Annotated in this window: 13 protein-coding genes; 11 read left to right on the top strand and 2 right to left on the bottom strand. The window is 62.6% G+C overall.

Annotated features, from left to right (window positions below; genetic code table 11):
• Window positions 1-22: 22 nt before the first annotated feature.
• Window positions 23-1,222, bottom strand: a complete 1,200-nt coding sequence (locus tag BLS42_RS01385) for an acetyl-CoA C-acetyltransferase (protein WP_090575282.1) — start codon at window positions 1,220-1,222, stop codon at window positions 23-25.
• A gap of 419 nt (window positions 1,223-1,641) precedes the next feature.
• Here BLS42_RS01385 and rpoB point away from each other — a divergent pair, with 419 nt between their 5' ends.
• The 7 genes from rpoB to BLS42_RS20445 all read left to right on the top strand — a co-directional run bounded on the left by rpoB (window position 1,642) and on the right by BLS42_RS20445 (window position 14,301).
• Window positions 1,642-5,157: a DNA-directed RNA polymerase subunit beta gene (gene rpoB / locus BLS42_RS01390; protein ID WP_090575285.1), complete on the top strand. Its 3,516-nt coding sequence runs from the start codon at window positions 1,642-1,644 to the stop codon at window positions 5,155-5,157.
• Between the two features lie 103 nt (window positions 5,158-5,260).
• Entirely contained in the window at window positions 5,261-9,160 is a 3,900-nt protein-coding gene (locus BLS42_RS01395) for a DNA-directed RNA polymerase subunit beta' (RefSeq protein ID WP_090575288.1), read from the top strand.
• A 398-nt stretch (window positions 9,161-9,558) separates the two neighbouring features.
• The gene (gene rpsL, locus BLS42_RS01400) at window positions 9,559-9,933 is read left to right on the top strand and encodes a 30S ribosomal protein S12 (protein ID WP_018773658.1); all 375 of its coding nucleotides are present in this window, start codon (window positions 9,559-9,561) and stop codon (window positions 9,931-9,933) included.
• Between the two features lies 1 nt (window position 9,934).
• Window positions 9,935-10,405, top strand: coding sequence for a 30S ribosomal protein S7 (gene rpsG / locus BLS42_RS01405; RefSeq protein WP_011692813.1), 471 nt, complete (start codon window positions 9,935-9,937; stop codon window positions 10,403-10,405).
• Window positions 10,406-10,474: 69 nt separating this feature from the next.
• Window positions 10,475-12,589: an elongation factor G gene (gene fusA / locus BLS42_RS01410; RefSeq protein WP_090575291.1), complete on the top strand. Its 2,115-nt coding sequence runs from the start codon at window positions 10,475-10,477 to the stop codon at window positions 12,587-12,589.
• A 251-nt stretch (window positions 12,590-12,840) separates the two neighbouring features.
• The gene (tuf, locus tag BLS42_RS01415) at window positions 12,841-14,031 is read left to right on the top strand and encodes an elongation factor Tu (protein ID WP_090575294.1); all 1,191 of its coding nucleotides are present in this window, start codon (window positions 12,841-12,843) and stop codon (window positions 14,029-14,031) included.
• A 144-nt stretch (window positions 14,032-14,175) separates the two neighbouring features.
• Complete coding sequence (locus tag BLS42_RS20445) at window positions 14,176-14,301, top strand: hypothetical protein (protein ID WP_256336168.1); 126 nt, start codon at window positions 14,176-14,178, stop codon at window positions 14,299-14,301.
• Window positions 14,302-14,319: 18 nt separating this feature from the next.
• Here BLS42_RS20445 and BLS42_RS01420 read toward each other — a convergent pair whose 3' ends face one another.
• Complete coding sequence (locus BLS42_RS01420; RefSeq protein ID WP_090575297.1) at window positions 14,320-15,744, bottom strand: GH1 family beta-glucosidase; 1,425 nt, start codon at window positions 15,742-15,744, stop codon at window positions 14,320-14,322.
• Between the two features lie 425 nt (window positions 15,745-16,169).
• Here BLS42_RS01420 and rpsJ point away from each other — a divergent pair, with 425 nt between their 5' ends.
• Genes rpsJ through rplW form a run of 4 tightly spaced genes read left to right on the top strand, consistent with a single transcriptional unit; the run spans window position 16,170 to window position 18,073 of the window.
• Entirely contained in the window at window positions 16,170-16,478 is a 309-nt protein-coding gene (rpsJ, locus tag BLS42_RS01425) for a 30S ribosomal protein S10 (RefSeq protein WP_003803825.1), read from the top strand.
• 17 nt (window positions 16,479-16,495) lie between these two features.
• Window positions 16,496-17,146 carry a 50S ribosomal protein L3 gene (gene rplC, locus BLS42_RS01430; protein ID WP_003803812.1) on the top strand — a complete coding sequence of 217 codons (651 nt, stop codon included), beginning with the start codon at window positions 16,496-16,498 and terminating at the stop codon, window positions 17,144-17,146.
• A 4-nt stretch (window positions 17,147-17,150) separates the two neighbouring features.
• The gene (gene rplD, locus BLS42_RS01435) at window positions 17,151-17,771 is read left to right on the top strand and encodes a 50S ribosomal protein L4 (RefSeq protein ID WP_090575302.1); all 621 of its coding nucleotides are present in this window, start codon (window positions 17,151-17,153) and stop codon (window positions 17,769-17,771) included.
• Window positions 17,768-18,073, top strand: coding sequence for a 50S ribosomal protein L23 (gene rplW, locus BLS42_RS01440; protein ID WP_018773664.1), 306 nt, complete (start codon window positions 17,768-17,770; stop codon window positions 18,071-18,073). The genes rplD and rplW overlap by 4 nt, the downstream gene beginning before the upstream one ends.
• Window positions 18,074-18,078: the final 5 nt, after the last annotated feature.

The raw sequence follows: 18,078 nt of genomic DNA on the forward strand, positions 1-18,078 counted from the left end.
TCCCGGTTGGCCGGTTGCCGGCTCAGTCGCGGTACAGCAGCAGTGCCTCGCCCTGGCCGCCGCCGCCGCACAGGGACACCGCCGCCTTGCCGGTGCCCCGGCGCTTGAGTTCGTGGGCCGCGTGCAGGGCCAGCCGGGCGCCGGAGGCCCCGATCGGGTGGCCCAGGGCGATGGCCCCGCCATGGATGTTGCACTGCTCCAGCGGATAGTTGAGGTCCTTCAGGGACTGCACCGCGACGGAGCCGAAAGCCTCGTTGATTTCGATGAAGTCGAGGTCCGCGGCGGACCAGCCGGCCTTGTCCAAGGCGTTCTTGATGGCGTTGGACGGCTGGGAGTGCAGCGAATTGTCCGGCCCGGCGACCTGGCCCGGCTTGCCGACCACCGCGAGGTACTCGAGGCCGTGGTCTTCGGCGAACTTCCGGCTGGTCAACACCAGGGCGGCGGCGCCGTCGGACAGGGGAGAGGAGTTGCCCGCGGTGATGGTTCCGTCCGTGACGAAGGCCGCGCGCAGACCGGCCAGCGATTCGACTGTCGTGTCCGGCCGAATGCCCTCGTCGGCGGTGACGGCGATCGGATCGCCCTTGCGCTGCTTGACGCTCATCGCGGCGATCTCGCCGTCAAAGACGCCGTCCTTGGCGGCCCGGGCGGCGCGCTGGTGTGACTGGGCCGCCACCTCGTCCTGGGAGGCCCGGTCGATGCCGAGGGTCAGGTTCTTGGTCTCGGTCGACAGTCCCATGGACTGCCCGTCGAAGGCATCGGTCAGGCCGTCGTGCGCGGCCACGTCGAGGGCCTGGACCGTGCCGTACGCCCAGCCCTGCCGGGAACCGGGCAGCACGTGCGGTGCGCGGGTCATGGACTCCTGGCCGCCGGCAACCACCACCGTGGCGTCGCCGCTGCGGATCATCCGGGCGGCGTCGATCACTGCGGTGAGGCCGGAGAGGCAGACCTTGTTGATGGTCACCGTGGGAACGTTCCAGCCGATGCCGGCCCCGATGGCGCTTTGGCGCGCCGGGTTCTGGCCCGCTCCGGCCTGCAGGACCTGGCCCATGATCACGCTGTCCACCTGGTCGGCTTTGACGCCGCTGGCGGCTAGTGCGGCCCGGATGGCGTGGCTGCCGAGTTCGACGGCGGTGAAGCTGGCCAGCTGCCCGTTCAGGCGCCCCTGGGGGGTGCGGGAAGCTGCGAGGATGACAACATCGTTGTTGCTTGCGGGGTTGCTCATGGTCTTTTCTTCCGATCTACGACGACTTATCTCTACGTTATCGTGAGCCCCGTCACCTATCCATTCGGCCGGTCTCAGTCACGGTCTAGGGCTGAGCATGCCAAGACTCCGGCCAATCCCCTCAAAAACTCCGGCGGAACTCCGTGCTTGCAATCCCGCCGGAAGTGGGGTAGACAAGTAGGTTGCTTTGCCGTATCGTAGATATTTGCGTCTTCCCTGTTTACCTTCAGCCTTCATATAGCGGTGGGCTTAGCCTGACAGCTGTTCCATCAATGTGCCGTCTACAACGTGCACCAGTATGGACAGCGCGGGTCCCGGGTCATATAGCGGAACCGGACTGGTAGCGCTGCGGAGTCATTCTGCAGAGTACATAACGGGGGAGATCTGACAACGCCTGAAGGTCTGTGGAAGGATCCCTCTTGGTCGCCTCGAGCACCTCTAATGTAAACAACGCTACCGCTATCAATGCCGACAGCACCGACGGTGCAACCCGCCGGCTCTCATTCGCAAAGATTCACGAACCTCTTGATGTTCCGAATCTGCTCGCCCTGCAAACCGACAGCTTTGACTGGCTGGTCGGAAACGAACGCTGGCAGGCGCGCGTTGCGAAGGCCGTCGAAGAAGGCGACCTCAGCGTCGCCACCTCCTCGGGTCTGTCCGACATCTTCGAAGAGATCTCCCCGATCGAAGACTTCCAGGGCACCATGTCCCTGAGCTTCTCCGAGCCGGAGTTCGCTGACCCCAAATACACCATGGCCGAGTGCAAGGACCGGGACGCAACGTACTCGGCTCCGCTGTACGTCAAGGCCGAGTTCATGAACAACAACACGGGCGAAATCAAGCAGCAGACCGTGTTCATGGGTGACTTCCCGCTGATGACCGAGAAGGGCACCTTCGTCGTCAACGGCACCGAGCGTGTCGTCGTCTCCCAGTTGGTCCGCTCGCCGGGCGCCTACTTTGAACGCACCGCCGACAAGACCAGCGACAAGGACATCTTCACCGCGAAGATCATCCCGTCGCGCGGCGCCTGGTTCGAACTCGAAATCGACAAGCGCGACCAGGTCGGCGTCCGTCTTGACCGCAAGCGCAAGCAGTCCGTCACCGTGCTGCTGAAGGCCCTCGGCTGGACCGAAGGCCAGATCCTCGAGGAATTCGGCCAGTACGACTCCATGCGCGCAACGCTGGAGAAGGACGCCACCGAGACCCGCGAAGACGCGTTGCTGGACATCTACCGGAAGCTGCGACCGGGCGAGCCGCCCACGGTTGAGGCTGCCCAGTCCCTGCTGGACAACCTGTACTTCAACTCCAAGCGCTACGATCTGGCCAAGGTTGGCCGTTACAAGATCAACCGCAAGCTTGGCATCGACCGCTCCCTTGGCGACAAGGAAGCCTCGGTCCTGCACGTTGAAGACATCGTGGCCATGATCAAGTTCCTGGTTGCACTGCACGCCGGCGAGAAGACCCTCACGGGTAAGCGCGACGGCCAGGACCACGAGCTGCGCGTCGAGATCGATGACATCGACCACTTCGGCAACCGTCGCATCCGCGCCGTCGGCGAGCTCATCGAGAACCAGGTCCGCACCGGCCTGTCCCGCATGGAGCGCGTTGTCCGCGAACGCATGACGACTCAGGACGTCGAGGCCATCACGCCGCAGACCCTGATCAACATCCGTCCCGTCGTGGCAGCCATCAAGGAGTTCTTCGGAACTTCCCAGCTGTCCCAGTTCATGGACCAGAACAACCCGCTCTCGGGTCTGACCCACAAGCGCCGCCTGTCCGCGCTTGGCCCGGGTGGTCTGTCTCGTGACCGTGCCGGCATGGAAGTTCGTGACGTGCACCCGTCCCACTACGGACGTATGTGCCCCATCGAAACTCCTGAAGGTCCGAACATTGGTCTGATCGGTTCGCTGGCTTCCTACGGCCGCATCAACCCGTTCGGTTTCATCGAGACCCCGTACCGCCTTGTTGCCGAGGGTGTCGTCTCCGATGAGGTCAAGTACCTCACGGCCGACGACGAGGCCGAGGTCCTGATCGCTCAGGCCAACGCCCCGCTCGACGAGAACAAGCGTTTCGCGGAAGAGACCGTCCTGGTCCGTGCCCGCGGTGGTGGAGGCGAGCCCGTGCTGGTTCCCGCCGCCGACGTCGAGTTCATGGACGTTTCCCCGCGCCAGATGGTGTCAGTGGCTACCGCCCTGATCCCGTTCCTCGAGCATGACGATGCCAACCGTGCACTCATGGGTGCCAACATGCAGCGTCAGGCCGTGCCGCTGGTCCGTTCCGAGGCACCGTTCGTCGGTACCGGCATGGAACGCGCCGCTGCTGTCGACGCCGGTGACGTCACCATCGCCAAGAAGGCCGGTGTGGTCACCGAGGTCTCCGCTGAGCTCGTCATCATGCTCAACGACGACGGTACGGAAACCAACTACCGGATCAACAAGTTCGCTCGCTCCAACCAGGGCAACTGCTACAACAACCGTGTCCTGGTGAACGAAGGCCAGCGCCTGGAGGTCGGCGGCATCATCGCTGACGGCCCGGCAACGGACCAGGGCGAGCTCGCCCTCGGTAAGAACCTCCTCGTGGCATTCATGTCATGGGAAGGCCACAACTTCGAGGATGCCATCATCCTGTCCCAGCGCATCGTGGCCGAGGACGTCCTGTCCTCCATCCACATCGAGGAGCACGAGATCGATGCCCGCGACACCAAGCTTGGTGCCGAGGAAATCACCCGTGACATCCCCAACGTGTCTGAGGAAGTCCTGGCAGGCCTGGACGAGCGCGGCATCATCCACATCGGTGCCGAGGTTGAAGCCGGCGACATCCTGGTCGGCAAGGTCACGCCCAAGGGCGAGACCGAGCTGACTCCGGAAGAGCGCCTGCTGCGCGCCATCTTTGGTGAGAAGTCCCGCGAAGTGCGCGACACCTCCCTGAAGGTGCCGCACGGCGAGTCCGGCACCGTGATCGGTGTCCGCGTCTTCGACCGCGACAACGACGACGAGCTGCCCCCGGGCGTCAACCAGCTGGTGCGCGTCTACGTGGCTGCCAAGCGCAAGATCACCGACGGCGACAAGCTCGCCGGCCGTCACGGCAACAAGGGTGTTATCTCCAAGATCCTCCCGATCGAGGACATGCCCTTCCTTGCCGACGGTACCCCCGTTGATATCGTCCTGAACCCGCTGGGTGTTCCGGGCCGTATGAACGTCGGCCAGGTGCTGGAAACGCACCTCGGCTGGGTTGCCAAGACCGGCTGGAAGATCGAGGGCGAGCCCGAGTGGGTCAAGCAGCTGCCGAACCTGCCGCGCGAGAGTGGCCAGACCACTGTGGCGACGCCGGTCTTCGACGGTGCGCGTGAAGAGGAAATCACGGGCCTGCTCGATTCCACCAACGTCACCCGCGACGGCGACCGCCTGATCAACTCCTCGGGCAAGACCCGTCTGTTCGACGGCCGCTCCGGCGAGCCGTTCCCGGATCCGATCTCGGTCGGCTACATGTACATCCTGAAGCTCCACCACCTGGTGGACGACAAGATCCACGCCCGCTCCACCGGCCCGTACTCCATGATCACGCAGCAGCCGCTGGGTGGTAAGGCACAGTTCGGTGGCCAGCGCTTCGGTGAAATGGAAGTGTGGGCGCTCGAGGCTTACGGCGCCGCGTACACGCTCCAGGAACTGCTGACGATCAAGTCGGATGATATCCACGGTCGTGTGAAGGTCTACGAAGCCATCGTCAAGGGCGAGAACATCCCCGAGCCGGGCGTTCCTGAGTCCTTCAAGGTCTTGATCAAGGAAATGCAGTCGCTGTGCCTGAACGTGGAAGTGCTTTCCACGGACGGAACCACAATTGAAATGCGTGACTCTGATGACGCAGTCTTCACGGCTGCGGAAGAACTGGGCATCGATCTGTCTCGTGCAGAGCCCAGTTCCGTAGAAGAGGTCTAGCAGGGCGCCCGACGGCGGGTCACCACCCGCCGTCGGGCCCCAGCTCCCTCTTCCCGTAACCCAAGACTTCAGAATTTAGAGAACAAGAGAGAACAGGGACCATATGTCCAGCGAATCCTCCTTCGGCCTCATGCAGATCGGCCTCGCCACCGCGGAAGACATCCGTGGCTGGTCGTACGGCGAGGTTAAGAAGCCGGAAACCATCAACTACCGCACGCTCAAGCCCGAGAAGGACGGCCTCTTCTGCGAGAAGATCTTCGGCCCGTCCCGCGACTGGGAATGTTACTGCGGTAAGTACAAGCGCGTGCGCTTCAAGGGCATCATCTGTGAGCGGTGTGGCGTTGAGGTCACCCGCGCCAAGGTCCGCCGTGAGCGCATGGGCCACATCGAGCTCGCCGCCCCGGTCACGCACATCTGGTACTTCAAGGGCGTTCCCTCCCGTTTGGGCTACCTCCTTGACCTGGCACCGAAGGACCTCGAAAAGGTCATCTACTTCGCCGCCTACATGATCACGAGCGTCGACGCCGACAGCCGCCACGAAGAACTGCCCAACCTCCAGGTTGAGCACGACATCGAGAAGAAGCAGCTGATCGACAACCGCGACTCCGACATCGCCACGATCGCCCGCGACCTCGAGAACGAGCTCGCCCGTCTCGAAGGCGAAGGCGCCAAGGCTGCCGACAAGAAGAAGGCCCGCGACTCCGCAGACCGCCAGATGGCGAACGTCCGCAAGCGTGCCGACGCCGAAATCGAGCGCCTCGAGCAGGTCTGGGACCGCTTCAAGAACCTCAAGGTCGCTGACCTCGAAGGTGACGAAGGCCTGTACCGCGAGCTGCGCGACCGCTACGGCATGTACTTCGAAGGCTCCATGGGTGCCGAGGCCATCAAGAAGCGTCTTGAGAACTTCGACATGCAGGCCGAGTCGGACATGCTGCGCGACATCATCGCCAACGGCAAGGGCCAGCGCAAGACCCGCGCCCTGAAGCGGCTCAAGGTGGTCAACGCGTTCCTGACGACCAACAACAGCCCGCTCGGCATGGTGCTGGACGCCGTCCCGGTGATCCCGCCGGAACTGCGCCCGATGGTCCAGCTGGACGGTGGCCGCTTCGCGACCTCCGACCTCAACGACCTCTACCGCCGCGTGATCAACCGCAACAACCGCCTCAAGCGCCTGCTTGATCTCGGTGCTCCGGAGATCATCGTCAACAACGAGAAGCGCATGCTTCAGGAAGCTGTTGACAGCCTCTTCGACAACGGCCGCCGCGGCCGTCCGGTCACCGGACCGGGCAACCGTCCGCTGAAGTCCCTGAGCGACATGCTCAAGGGCAAGCAGGGCCGTTTCCGCCAGAACCTCCTCGGCAAGCGCGTCGACTACTCCGGCCGTTCGGTCATCGTCGTCGGCCCGCAGCTGAAGCTGCACCAGTGTGGTCTGCCGAAGCAGATGGCCCTGGAGCTCTTCAAGCCGTTCGTAATGAAGCGCCTGGTTGACCTCAACCACGCCCAGAACATCAAGTCGGCCAAGCGCATGGTGGAGCGTTACCGTCCGCAGGTCTGGGACGTCCTCGAAGAGATCATCACCGAGCACCCCGTGCTGCTGAACCGTGCACCTACCCTGCACCGTCTCGGCATCCAGGCGTTCGAGCCGCAGCTCGTTGAAGGCAAGGCAATCCAGCTGCACCCGCTGGTTTGTGGCGCCTTCAACGCCGACTTCGACGGCGACCAGATGGCAGTTCACCTGCCGCTGAGCCCCGAGGCCCAGGCCGAGGCCCGCATCCTGATGCTGTCCTCGAACAACATCCTGAAGCCGTCCGACGGCCGCCCGGTGACCCTGCCGTCGCAGGATATGATCATCGGTCTTTATCACCTGACCACCAAGCGTGTCGGTTCAGCTGGCGAAGGCCGGATCTTCTCCTCGGTTGCGGAAGCCATCATGGCCTACGACCTCCACGAGCTGCACCTGAACTCCAAGGTCAAGATCCGCCTCGAGGACTTCGTGCCCTACGTCGGCTGGGAAGCCCCGGAGGGCTGGGAGCCCGGTCAGACCGCACTGGTCGAGACCTCCCTCGGCCAGGTCATCTTCAACCAGACGCTGCCCGCGGACTACCCGTGGGTTGAGGATGTTGCCGACAAGGGCGAGCTGTCCCGGATCGTCAACGACCTCGCCGAGCGCTACCCGAAGGTGATCACCGCGGCAACGCTGGACAACCTGAAGGATGCCGGTTTCTACTGGGCCACCCGGTCCGGCGTCACCGTTGCCATCTCCGACATCGAGGTGCCCACGGACAAGCCGCGGATCCTCGCCGGTTACGAGACCATGGCCGCCAAGATCCAGGGCCAGTACGACAAGGGCCTGATCGACGACGACGAGCGTCGCCAGGAACTGATCGAGATCTGGAACAAGGCAACCAACGAGATCGCCCAGGCGATGCGTGACAGCCTGTCCCCGATGAACACCATCAACCGCATGGTGTCCTCCGGCGCACGTGGTAACTGGATGCAGGTCCGTCAGATCGCGGGTATCCGTGGCCTGGTGGCCAACCCTAAGGGTGAAATCATCCCGCGTCCGATCAAGTCCTCCTACCGTGAGGGCCTCTCGGTGCTGGAATACTTCATCGCTACGCACGGTGCCCGTAAGGGTCTGGCTGACACCGCCCTGCGTACCGCCAACTCGGGTTACTTGACCCGTCGTCTGGTGGACGTTTCGCAGGACGTCATTGTCCGCGAAGAGGACTGCGGTACCGAACGCGGCCTGATGACTGCCATCGCGGTGGCCGACGCCAACGGCGTCCTCGTCCTGGACGAGAACGTCGAGAACAGCGCCTACGCCCGTACCCTGGCCGTGGACGTCGTCGACTCCAAGGGCAAGGTCCTGGCAGCGGCCGGCACCGACTGCGGCGACGTCGTCATTGCCGAACTGTTCGCAGCCGGCATCACCGAGGTCAAGGTCCGCTCCGTACTCACCTGTGAGTCCAGCGTCGGCACCTGCGCCCTGTGCTACGGCCGTTCGCTGGCCACTGGCAAGACCGTCGACATCGGTGAGGCCGTGGGCATCATTGCCGCGCAGTCCATCGGTGAGCCGGGCACCCAGCTGACCATGCGTACGTTCCACACCGGTGGTGCTGTTTCCGCCAGCGGCGGCGACGACATCACCCAGGGTCTGCCCCGTATCCAGGAGCTCTTCGAAGCCCGTACTCCGAAGGGTGTCGCACCGATTGCTGAAGCAGCCGGCCGCATCACCATCGAAGAGTCCGAGCGCCAGATGCGCCTGGTCATCACTCCGGATGACGGATCCGAAGAGATCGCTTACCCGGTGCTCCGTCGTTCACGTCTCCTCATCGAAGACGGCGATCACGTCAGCGTCGGCCAGAAGCTCATCAACGGGCCGGTTGACCCCAAGCAGGTGCTGCGCATCATGGGCCCCCGTGCCGCGCAGAAGTTCCTGGTGGACGAGGTCCAGGGCGTGTACCGCAGCCAGGGCATCGGTATCCACGACAAGCACGTCGAGGTTATCGTTCGCCAGATGCTGCGCCGCGTCACGGTCATCGAGTCCGGCGAATCGGATCTGCTGCCCGGCGAGCTCGCCGAACGCAGCCGCTTCGAAGAGGCCAACCGCCGCGTTGTGTCCGAGGGCAAGACGCCGGCATCCGGCCGTCCCGAGCTCATGGGCATCACCAAGGCGTCCCTGGCGACCGAGTCCTGGCTGTCCGCAGCTTCCTTCCAGGAAACCACCCGCGTCCTGACGCAGGCGGCCATGGAAGGCAAGAGCGATCCGCTGCTCGGCCTCAAGGAAAACGTCATCATCGGTAAGCTCATCCCGGCCGGCACGGGTCTCCCGCGCTACACCGAGGTCACCGTGGAACCCACTGAAGAAGCAAAGGCCAACCTGTTCACCGGCCCCAGCGCATTCAGTGACTTCTCCTACGATTCGCTGGGCGGCGACGGAGCTCCCGAGTTCCACGCCATCCCGCTGGATGACTACGATCTGGGCAGCGACTTCCGCTGACCTAAGTGACTGACAGGCCCCGTTCCCACCTCGGTGGGGGCGGGGCCTTTCCAGTGCTAAACCCCGCCGATTAAGGGCTGGGACCCGTCCGTGTTAGACTTGAGACTAATTGTTATTGTGGCAGTGGATGAGTGCGCCGGTTTGAGTCAGACAGCTTGCAGCTGAAAGGTTCAACCAGGACGACGTTTCCGGTTTGCAGGGTTCTTGTGCAACGTATGCCACATTTTCGCATGCCTAGGGGCAATTCAGGTCGAAAGTCCTTGGACCCCGGCGTGCGGTCCGACTATTAAGGCTTCGCCTCAGCTGCTCTGGAGAGAACTTCAAAGCTCGGGCGGCGAGGCGCAGCGACAAGAGAGCGGCCGCCAACGGCCGCTCCGGATAAAACGGAGAACACGAGAGTGCCTACGATTAACCAGCTGGTCCGCAAGGGCCGCACGCCTAAGGTCAAAAAGACCAAGGCTCCCGCGCTTAACGGCAGCCCGATGCGCCGCGGTGTTTGCACCCGCGTTTACACGACGACCCCGAAGAAGCCGAACTCGGCTCTGCGTAAGGTTGCTCGTGTGCGCCTCAACGGCGGCATTGAAGTCACCGCGTACATCCCCGGCGTAGGCCACAACCTGCAGGAGCACTCCATTGTGCTCGTCCGCGGCGGCCGCGTGAAGGACCTTCCGGGTGTCCGCTACAAGATCGTCCGTGGCGCCCTCGATACCCAGGGTGTCAAGAACCGTAAGCAGGCTCGCAGCCGCTACGGCGCAAAGATGGAGAAGAAGTAATATGCCTCGCAAGGGTCCGGCCCCCAAGCGGCCGCTAGTTCTAGATCCCGTTTACGGCTCCCCGCTGGTCACCCAGCTCATCAACAAGGTGCTGGTTGACGGCAAGAAGTCCACCGCAGAGCGCATCGTTTACGGTGCACTTGAAGGTGCTCGCGCCAAGTCCGGCGGCGACCCCGTTGCAGCCCTCAAGAAGGCCATGGAGAACGTCAAGCCTTCGCTTGAGGTCCGCTCCCGCCGCGTTGGTGGCGCCACCTACCAGGTTCCCGTTGAGGTCAAGCCGGGCCGTTCCACGGCCCTCGCCCTCCGCTGGCTGGTTGGCTACTCCAAGGCCCGCCGTGAAAAGACCATGACCGAGCGCCTCCAGAACGAAATCCTGGATGCCTCGAACGGTCTCGGTGCCGCTGTGAAGCGTCGCGAAGACACCCACAAGATGGCCGAGTCCAACAAGGCCTTCGCACACTACCGCTGGTAATACTTCCCGGACGCCGCCGGCTCGACTGAGCCGGCGGCGAACGTGCAGTCCATCCGAAAGGGAGACACCGTGGCACAGGACGTGCTTACCGACCTTAGCAAGGTCCGCAACATCGGCATCATGGCCCACATCGATGCCGGCAAGACCACTACTACCGAGCGCATCCTGTTCTACACAGGTGTGAACCACAAGATCGGCGAAACGCACGACGGCGCTTCGACGACTGACTGGATGGAACAGGAAAAGGAACGCGGCATCACCATCACGTCTGCCGCCGTGACCTGCTTCTGGGAAAACAACCAGATCAACATCATCGACACCCCCGGCCACGTTGACTTCACGGTCGAGGTTGAGCGCTCCCTGCGCGTCCTCGACGGCGCAGTCGCCGTGTTCGACGGCAAGGAAGGCGTGGAGCCGCAGTCCGAGACTGTTTGGCGTCAGGCTGACAAGTACAACGTTCCGCGCATCTGCTTCGTCAACAAGATGGACAAGCTCGGCGCTGACTTCTACTTCACCGTCGACACCATCATTGGCCGCCTCGGTGCCAAGCCGCTCGTCATGCAGCTGCCGATCGGCGCCGAGAACGACTTCATCGGCGTCGTCGACCTTCTTTACATGCGCGCGCTGGTCTGGCCCGGCGACGCCAAGGGTGACGTCACCATGGGTGCCAAGTACGAGATCCGCGAGATCCCGGCTGACCTCCAGGAGAAGGCCGAAGAGTACCGCGCAACTCTCGTTGAGACTGTTGCCGAGGCCTCCGAGGAACTCATGGAGAAGTACCTTGAGGGCGAAGAGATCAGCATCGATGAGCTCAAGGCCGGCATCCGCAAGATGACGATCAACTCTGAGCTGTACCCGGTCTTCTGTGGTTCCGCCTTCAAGAACCGCGGTGTCCAGCCGATGCTTGACGCCGTCGTCGATTACCTGCCGAACCCGCTCGACGTCCCGCCGATGATCGGTCACGATCCCCGCGACGAAGAGAAGGAACTGACGCGCAAGCCGTCTTCCGAAGAGCCGTTCTCGGCTCTGGCGTTCAAGATTGCCACGCACCCGTTCTTCGGCCAGCTCACCTTCATTCGCGTGTACTCCGGTCACGTCGAAGCCGGTTCCCAGGTGGTTAACTCCACCAAGGGCAAGAAGGAGCGCATCGGCAAGCTGTTCCAGATGCACGCCAACAAGGAAATGCCGGTTGACGGCGCTACCGCTGGCCACATCTACGCAGCGATCGGGTTGAAGGATACGACCACGGGCGACACCCTGTGCGACTCCAGCAACCAGATCGTGCTTGAGTCCATGAGCTTCCCGGAGCCCGTGATCTCTGTTGCGATCGAGCCGAACACCAAGGGTGACCAGGAGAAGCTCTCCACGGCCATCCAGAAGCTCTCCGCTGAGGACCCGACCTTCCAGGTCTCCCTCAACGAAGACACCGGCCAGACCATCATCGCCGGCATGGGCGAGCTCCACCTGGACATCCTGGTGGACCGCATGCGCCGCGAATTCAAGGTCGAGGCCAATGTCGGCAAGCCGCAGGTTGCTTACCGCGAAACCATCAAGCGTGCTGTAGAGCGTCACGACTACACGCACAAGAAGCAGACCGGTGGTTCCGGCCAGTTCGCAAAGATCCAGATTGCGATCGCGCCCTTGGACACGTCCGAAGGCGAGCTGTACGAGTTCGAGAATAAGGTCACTGGTGGCCGTATTCCCCGCGAATACATCCCGTCGGTGGACGCCGGTATCCAGGATGCACTGAACGACGGCGTCCTGGCCGGGTACCCGGTTGTCGGCATCAAGGCCACGCTGATTGACGGCGCGTACCACGATGTTGACTCCTCGGAAATGGCGTTCAAGATCGCTGGCCGGATGGCTTTCAAGGAAGCCGCACGCAAGGCGAACCCCATCCTGCTCGAACCGCTGATGGATGTCGAGGTCCGCACCCCTGAGGAATACATGGGTGAAGTTATCGGTGACCTCAACTCCCGCCGTGGCCAGATGCAGTCCATGGAAGATGCCCAGGGCGTCAAGGTCATCCGCGCGCACGTCCCGCTGTCCGGCATGTTCGGCTACATCGGTGACCTGCGCTCGAAGACCCAGGGCCGCGCTGTGTACTCCATGACGTTCCACAGCTACGCCGAGGTCCCGAAGGCATATGCCGACGAGATCATCCAGAAGAACCGCGGCGAGTAGTCCCTAGGGACAATCGCAGCAACAAAAACTCGGATGCGTCTCCGCCAACGGAGATTCATCTGGTGCAAGTGGCCGGGCTCCGGTCCAGACCGAAGTCCGGCCGCCTGCACGAACAGGCTCTAGGCACTAGCATTAGTACCTGAATCTGCAATTTCACCAATCCAAAGCCCCCCAAGTAGACTTACTGGAGTTTCTGCCGCGACAAGCGCGGCCGAAGGGTAAGTCATTTGAAAACGTTCTAGGAGGAACCTGTGGCAAAGGCAAAGTTCGAGCGGACTAAGCCGCACGTTAACATCGGTACCATTGGTCACGTTGACCACGGTAAGACGACGCTGACGGCCGCCATTTCCAAGGTGCTGTACGACAAGTACCCGACTCTCAACGAGAAGCGTGACTTCGCGTCGATTGACTCTGCTCCCGAAGAGCGTCAGCGCGGCATTACCATCAACATCTCCCACGTTGAGTACCAGACCGAGAAGCGCCACTACGCACACGTAGACGCTCCGGGTCACGCTGACTACATCAAGAACATGATCACCGGCGCTGCTCAGATGGACGGTGCAATCCTCGTGGTTGCCGCCACTGACGGCCCGATGGCTCAGACCCGTGAGCACGTTCTGCTCGCCCGCCAGGTTGGCGTTCCCTACCTGCTGGTCGCGCTGAACAAGGCTGACATGGTCGATGACGAGGAACTCCTCGACCTCGTCGAAATGGAAGTTCGCGAGCTGCTCAGCTCGCAGGGCTTCGATGGCGACGAAGCTCCGGTCATCCGCGTTTCGGGCCTGAAGGCCCTGGAAGGCGACCCGGAGTGGGTCAAGTCCATCGAGGACCTCATGGAAGCTGTCGACAACTCGGTTCCGGACCCCGTTCGTGACCGTGACAAGCCCTTCCTGATGCCGATCGAAGACGTCTTCACGATCACCGGCCGTGGCACCGTTGTTACGGGCCGCGCCGAGCGTGGAACCCTCGCCATCAACTCTGAGGTCGAGATCGTCGGCATCCGCCCGGTCCAGAAGACCACGGTTACCGGTATCGAGATGTTCCACAAGCAGCTCGACGAAGCATGGGCCGGCGAGAACTGTGGCCTCCTGCTCCGCGGTCTGAAGCGCGACGATGTCGAGCGTGGCCAGGTTGTCGTCAAGCCGGGTTCCATTACCCCGCACACCGACTTCGAGGCTAACGTCTACATCCTCTCCAAGGACGAAGGCGGACGTCACAACCCGTTCTACTCCAACTACCGCCCGCAGTTCTACTTCCGCACCACGGACGTAACCGGCGTTATCACCCTGCCGGAAGGCACGGAAATGGTTATGCCTGGCGACAACACTGAGATGACCGTTGCGCTCATCCAGCCGATCGCAATGGAAGAGGGCCTCGGCTTCGCTATCCGCGAAGGCGGCCGCACCGTTGGTTCAGGACGCGTCACCAAGATCGTCAAGTAATTACTTGCTGATCTGATGCTTGGCCACTGATCAGCCAGCCGTCTGGCAGCTGAACAGAGGATCGGGAACAGCCCCGCTGCACTTGCAGCGGGGCTGTTCTTTTTAAGTTCCTGATACCTTTGCAGGAAGGGAAAGGAGCTCACCATGGGCTGGTTCATTTTTCTGCTGATCGTCGTCGCCGTAGTTGTCGCATTCTTCTGGGCGAAGAAGCACTTCCGCCGGGAGATCGAGCGCACCAAGCGCATCAACCGGGCAAACCGCAACCAGTAGCGCGGGCTCGGCTGGGACTCAGTCTCGCCGGGCGTGCGCGAGGGCCTGGTACCAGTAGTACGAGTCTTTTGGCGTTCGCTGGAGGGTCGTGAAATCCACATGTACCAGGCCGAAGCGCTGGGAGTAGCCGGCTGCCCATTCGAAGTTGTCCATGAGCGTCCAGACGTAGTAGCCGAGCAGGTCGACGTCGTGGGCGATGCCTCCTGGGGACGTGGCCTCCACCGCCTCGCCGAGGTGCGCGGCCAGGTAGCTGATCCGCCCGGCGTCGGGGATGGGGCCGGTGACGTGGTCCGGTTCGGGGAAGCTCGCTCCGCTCTCGGTGATGTAGAGCGGCGGCAGCGACTCGCCGTACCTGTCCTTCAGCTCCCGGAGCAGGATCCCCAGATGGTCCGGAGCGACCGGCCAGCCGAATCCGGTGAGTTCGTACTCGGGGAACGCTGCGAGGTGGAACGGCACTTTCAGCATCGCCTCCGCGGTTGCCGAGGGGCTGTCGACGCCGCGCCCCGTGGCCACTTTCACGGGGTAGTAGTAGTTCAGGCCGTAGAAATCCAGCGGCTGGTGGATCGTGGCCAGGTCCGCATCGGTAAAGCTCCTCAGTGAACGAAGCCAAGGCCGGGCGATTAGCGGTGGCCGGGGAAAACGGCCCAGGAGGATAGGGTCGGCGTAGAGCCGGTTCAGCACGAAGTCGAACACCCGGGCCAGCAGCCTGTCGGTTAGCGAGCCGGACGCCGGCCGGACCGGGGAATGCAGGTTCGTGACGCCGACGGCGCCGGCGACGCCCTCCGCCCGCAGCGCCTGCACCGCCAGGCCGTGCCCCAGGAGCTGGTGGCGCACCGACGGCAAGGCATCGAAGAGCAGGCCGTGGCCGGGCGCGTGGACGCCCAGGGCGTAGCCGTTGAGGGTGACCGAGGCGGGTTCGTTCAGTGTCACCCACTGCGCCACGCGATCGCCGAACCGCTTGCCGGCGGCCGCACTGTACTCGGCAAACCGTTCCGCCGTCGAACGGTTCATCCAGCCGCCCAAGTCCTCGAGGGGGAGCGGCGTATCCCAGTGGTAGAGGGTGGCCATCGGCGAGATGCCGGCTGCGAGCAGCCGGTCGATCAGGCGGTCGTAGAAGTCCAGTCCCGCTGCATTGAAGGGGCCGGTGCCCTCAGGCTGGACCCGCGGCCACGAGATCGAGAAACGGTAGGAATCGACCCCGAGCTCGCGCATGAGCGTGATGTCTTCATCCGCCCGGTTATAGTGGTCGCAGGCGATTGCGGGGGAGTGCCCGTGCAGGATGTTGCCGGGCTTTTCGGCGAAGGCGTCCCAACCGGAGGGCCCGCGGCCGCCGGCGGCGAGGCTCCCCTCGATCTGGAAGGCCGCGGAGGAAACACCCAGGGTGAATCCCGGGCTCAGGCGTGCGGCGAGGGCCTGAACTGCTACGGAGTCCTCCACAGTCATGCCCTTATCATCCATTCGATGGTGATTCAGGACAATGGGCTCTCCGGCAGAGATTGCACTTCAGTGATTGCAGTACTGTCACTGCACGGCCGTGCAGGAGGCTGATTCGCTTCTGCCCGCAAATTCCGGCATACTAGATGAGTTGTTCAAGCGCTCTTTCGTGTCCCGATCCGGATAATGCCGGGTGTCAGGGTCCAAGTGAGAGACCAAACATAACCCACTCCCCATGGAATTGCGGACGCGTACGTGTGAAAACGTACGACACGCCCGACCGCGGGGGTCGGTTACGTCGGCAGGTTGAGGAACCCGGATCCTTCCGGATTCAGCTTGTGCGGCGGGTGGTAGTCACGACTTCAAATGCTTCGGCAGCCACATACAACAGGCAAGTAAACAGAGCAGCATTTACTGAAAGAGAGTCAGGCGACATGGCGGGACAAAAAATCCGCATCCGGCTGAAGTCATACGACCACGAGGTCATTGACGTTTCAGCACGGAAGATCGTTGAGACGGTCACGCGCGCAGGCGCAACTGTAGTTGGCCCCGTGCCGCTGCCGACGGAGAAGAACGTTTACTGCGTTATCCGCTCTCCGCACAAGTACAAGGACAGCCGCGAGCACTTCGAAATGCGCACGCACAAGCGTCTTATCGACATCATCGATCCCACGCCCAAGGCTGTTGATTCGCTCATGCGTCTCGACCTGCCGGCCGACGTGAACATCGAAATCAAGCTGTAGGGAGGTGCTGAGAGACTATGACCGCAACCCGTAACGTAAAGGGCCTGCTGGGCACGAAGCTCGGCATGACCCAGGTCTGGGACGAGAACAACAAGCTCATCCCCGTCACTGTGGTCCAGGCTGACTCGAACGTCATCACGCAGCTGCGCAATGCAGAAACTGATGGCTATGTCGCCGTTCAGATCGGCTACGGCCAGATCGATCCCCGCAAGGTCACCAAGCCGCTGGCTGGTCACTTTGAAAAGGCAGGCGTCACGCCTCGCCGCCACGTCGTAGAACTGCGCACTGCAGATGCTGACTCTTACGAGCTGGGCCAGGAGCTCTCCGTAGAGCTCTTCGAAGCCGGCCAGAAGATCGACGTCGTTGGCACCACCAAGGGTAAGGGCTTCGCCGGTGTTATGAAGCGTCACGGCTTCCACGGCGTTGGAGCTTCCCACGGTGCCCACAAGAACCACCGTAAGCCCGGTTCAATCGGTGGCGCATCCACCCCGAGCCGCGTCTTCAAGGGCATGAAAATGGCCGGCCGCATGGGCGCCGTTCGTCACACCACGCTGAACCTCACGGTTCACGCGGTTGACGTCGAGAAGTCGCTGCTCCTGATCAAGGGCGCCGTCCCCGGCGCCCGCGGCCAGGTCGTACTCGTACGCACCGCCGTGAAGGGAGCCTAGTTCAATGACTAGCACTGTCAAGGTTGACCTGCCTGCAGAGATCTTCGACGTACAGACCAACGTGCCGCTGCTGCACCAGGTTGTCGTTGCCCAGCTCGCTGCTGCTCGCCAGGGTACCCACAAGACCAAGACCCGCGCCGAAGTTTCCGGTGCAGGTCGCAAGCCGTTCAAGCAGAAGGGTACCGGCCGCGCCCGTCAGGGTTCCATCCGTGCTCCTCACATGACCGGTGGTGGCGTTGTCCACGGCCCCACGCCGCGTGACTACAGCCAGCGCACCCCCAAGAAGATGATTGCTGCTGCACTGCGCGGCGCACTCTCGGACCGCGCCCGCAACGGCCGCGTCCACGTCATTGCTGATCTGGTTGCCGGCTCCAAGCCGTCCTCCAAGGAAGCACTGGCAACCCTGCGCGGAGTCTCCGAGCGCAAGAACCTGCTCGTTGTCATTGAGCGCGCCAACGATGTTGCTGCACTGTCCGTGCGCAACCTCGAGGAAGTTCACGTTCTGTACGCAGACCAGCTGAACACCTACGACGTTCTCGTTTCCGACGACGTAGTCTTCACCAAGGCTGCCTACGAAGCATTCGTTGCTGACAAGGTTGCAAAGAACGAGGAGGATGCCAAGTGAGTGCAGCCACCATCAAAGACCCGCGCGACGTCGTGCTTGCACCCGTTGTCTCGGAAAAGAGCTACGGCCTGATCGATGAGGGCAAGTACACCTTCCTGGTGGACCCCCGCTCGAACAAGACCGAGATCAAGCTGGCCGTGGAGAAGATTTTCTCCGTCAAGGTCGAATCGATCAACACCATCAACCGTGCCGGTAAGCGCAAGCGCACCAAATTCGGCTGGGGTACCCGCAAGAACACCAAGCGTGCCATTGTGAGCCTCAAAGAAGGCACTATCGACATCTTCGGCGGTCCGCTTTCATAAGCGGA

Source organism: Arthrobacter sp. ov407 (genome assembly GCF_900102895.1).
GTDB lineage: Bacteria > Actinomycetota > Actinomycetes > Actinomycetales > Micrococcaceae > Arthrobacter.

Excerpts from the sequence above, each read along its gene's own strand:
- BLS42_RS01385 (WP_090575282.1), bottom strand. The coding sequence starts at position 1,222 with ATGAGCAACCCCGCAAGCAACAACGATGTTGTCATCCTCGCAGCTTCC.
- BLS42_RS01395 (WP_090575288.1), top strand. The coding sequence starts at position 5,261 with ATGTCCAGCGAATCCTCCTTCGGCCTCATGCAGATCGGCCTCGCCACC.
- rpsG (WP_011692813.1), top strand. The coding sequence starts at position 9,935 with ATGCCTCGCAAGGGTCCGGCCCCCAAGCGGCCGCTAGTTCTAGATCCC.
- BLS42_RS20445 (WP_256336168.1), top strand. The coding sequence starts at position 14,176 with ATGGGCTGGTTCATTTTTCTGCTGATCGTCGTCGCCGTAGTTGTCGCA.
- BLS42_RS01420 (WP_090575297.1), bottom strand. The coding sequence starts at position 15,744 with ATGACTGTGGAGGACTCCGTAGCAGTTCAGGCCCTCGCCGCACGCCTG.
- rpsJ (WP_003803825.1), top strand. The coding sequence starts at position 16,170 with ATGGCGGGACAAAAAATCCGCATCCGGCTGAAGTCATACGACCACGAG.
- rplC (WP_003803812.1), top strand. The coding sequence starts at position 16,496 with ATGACCGCAACCCGTAACGTAAAGGGCCTGCTGGGCACGAAGCTCGGC.
- rplD (WP_090575302.1), top strand. The coding sequence starts at position 17,151 with ATGACTAGCACTGTCAAGGTTGACCTGCCTGCAGAGATCTTCGACGTA.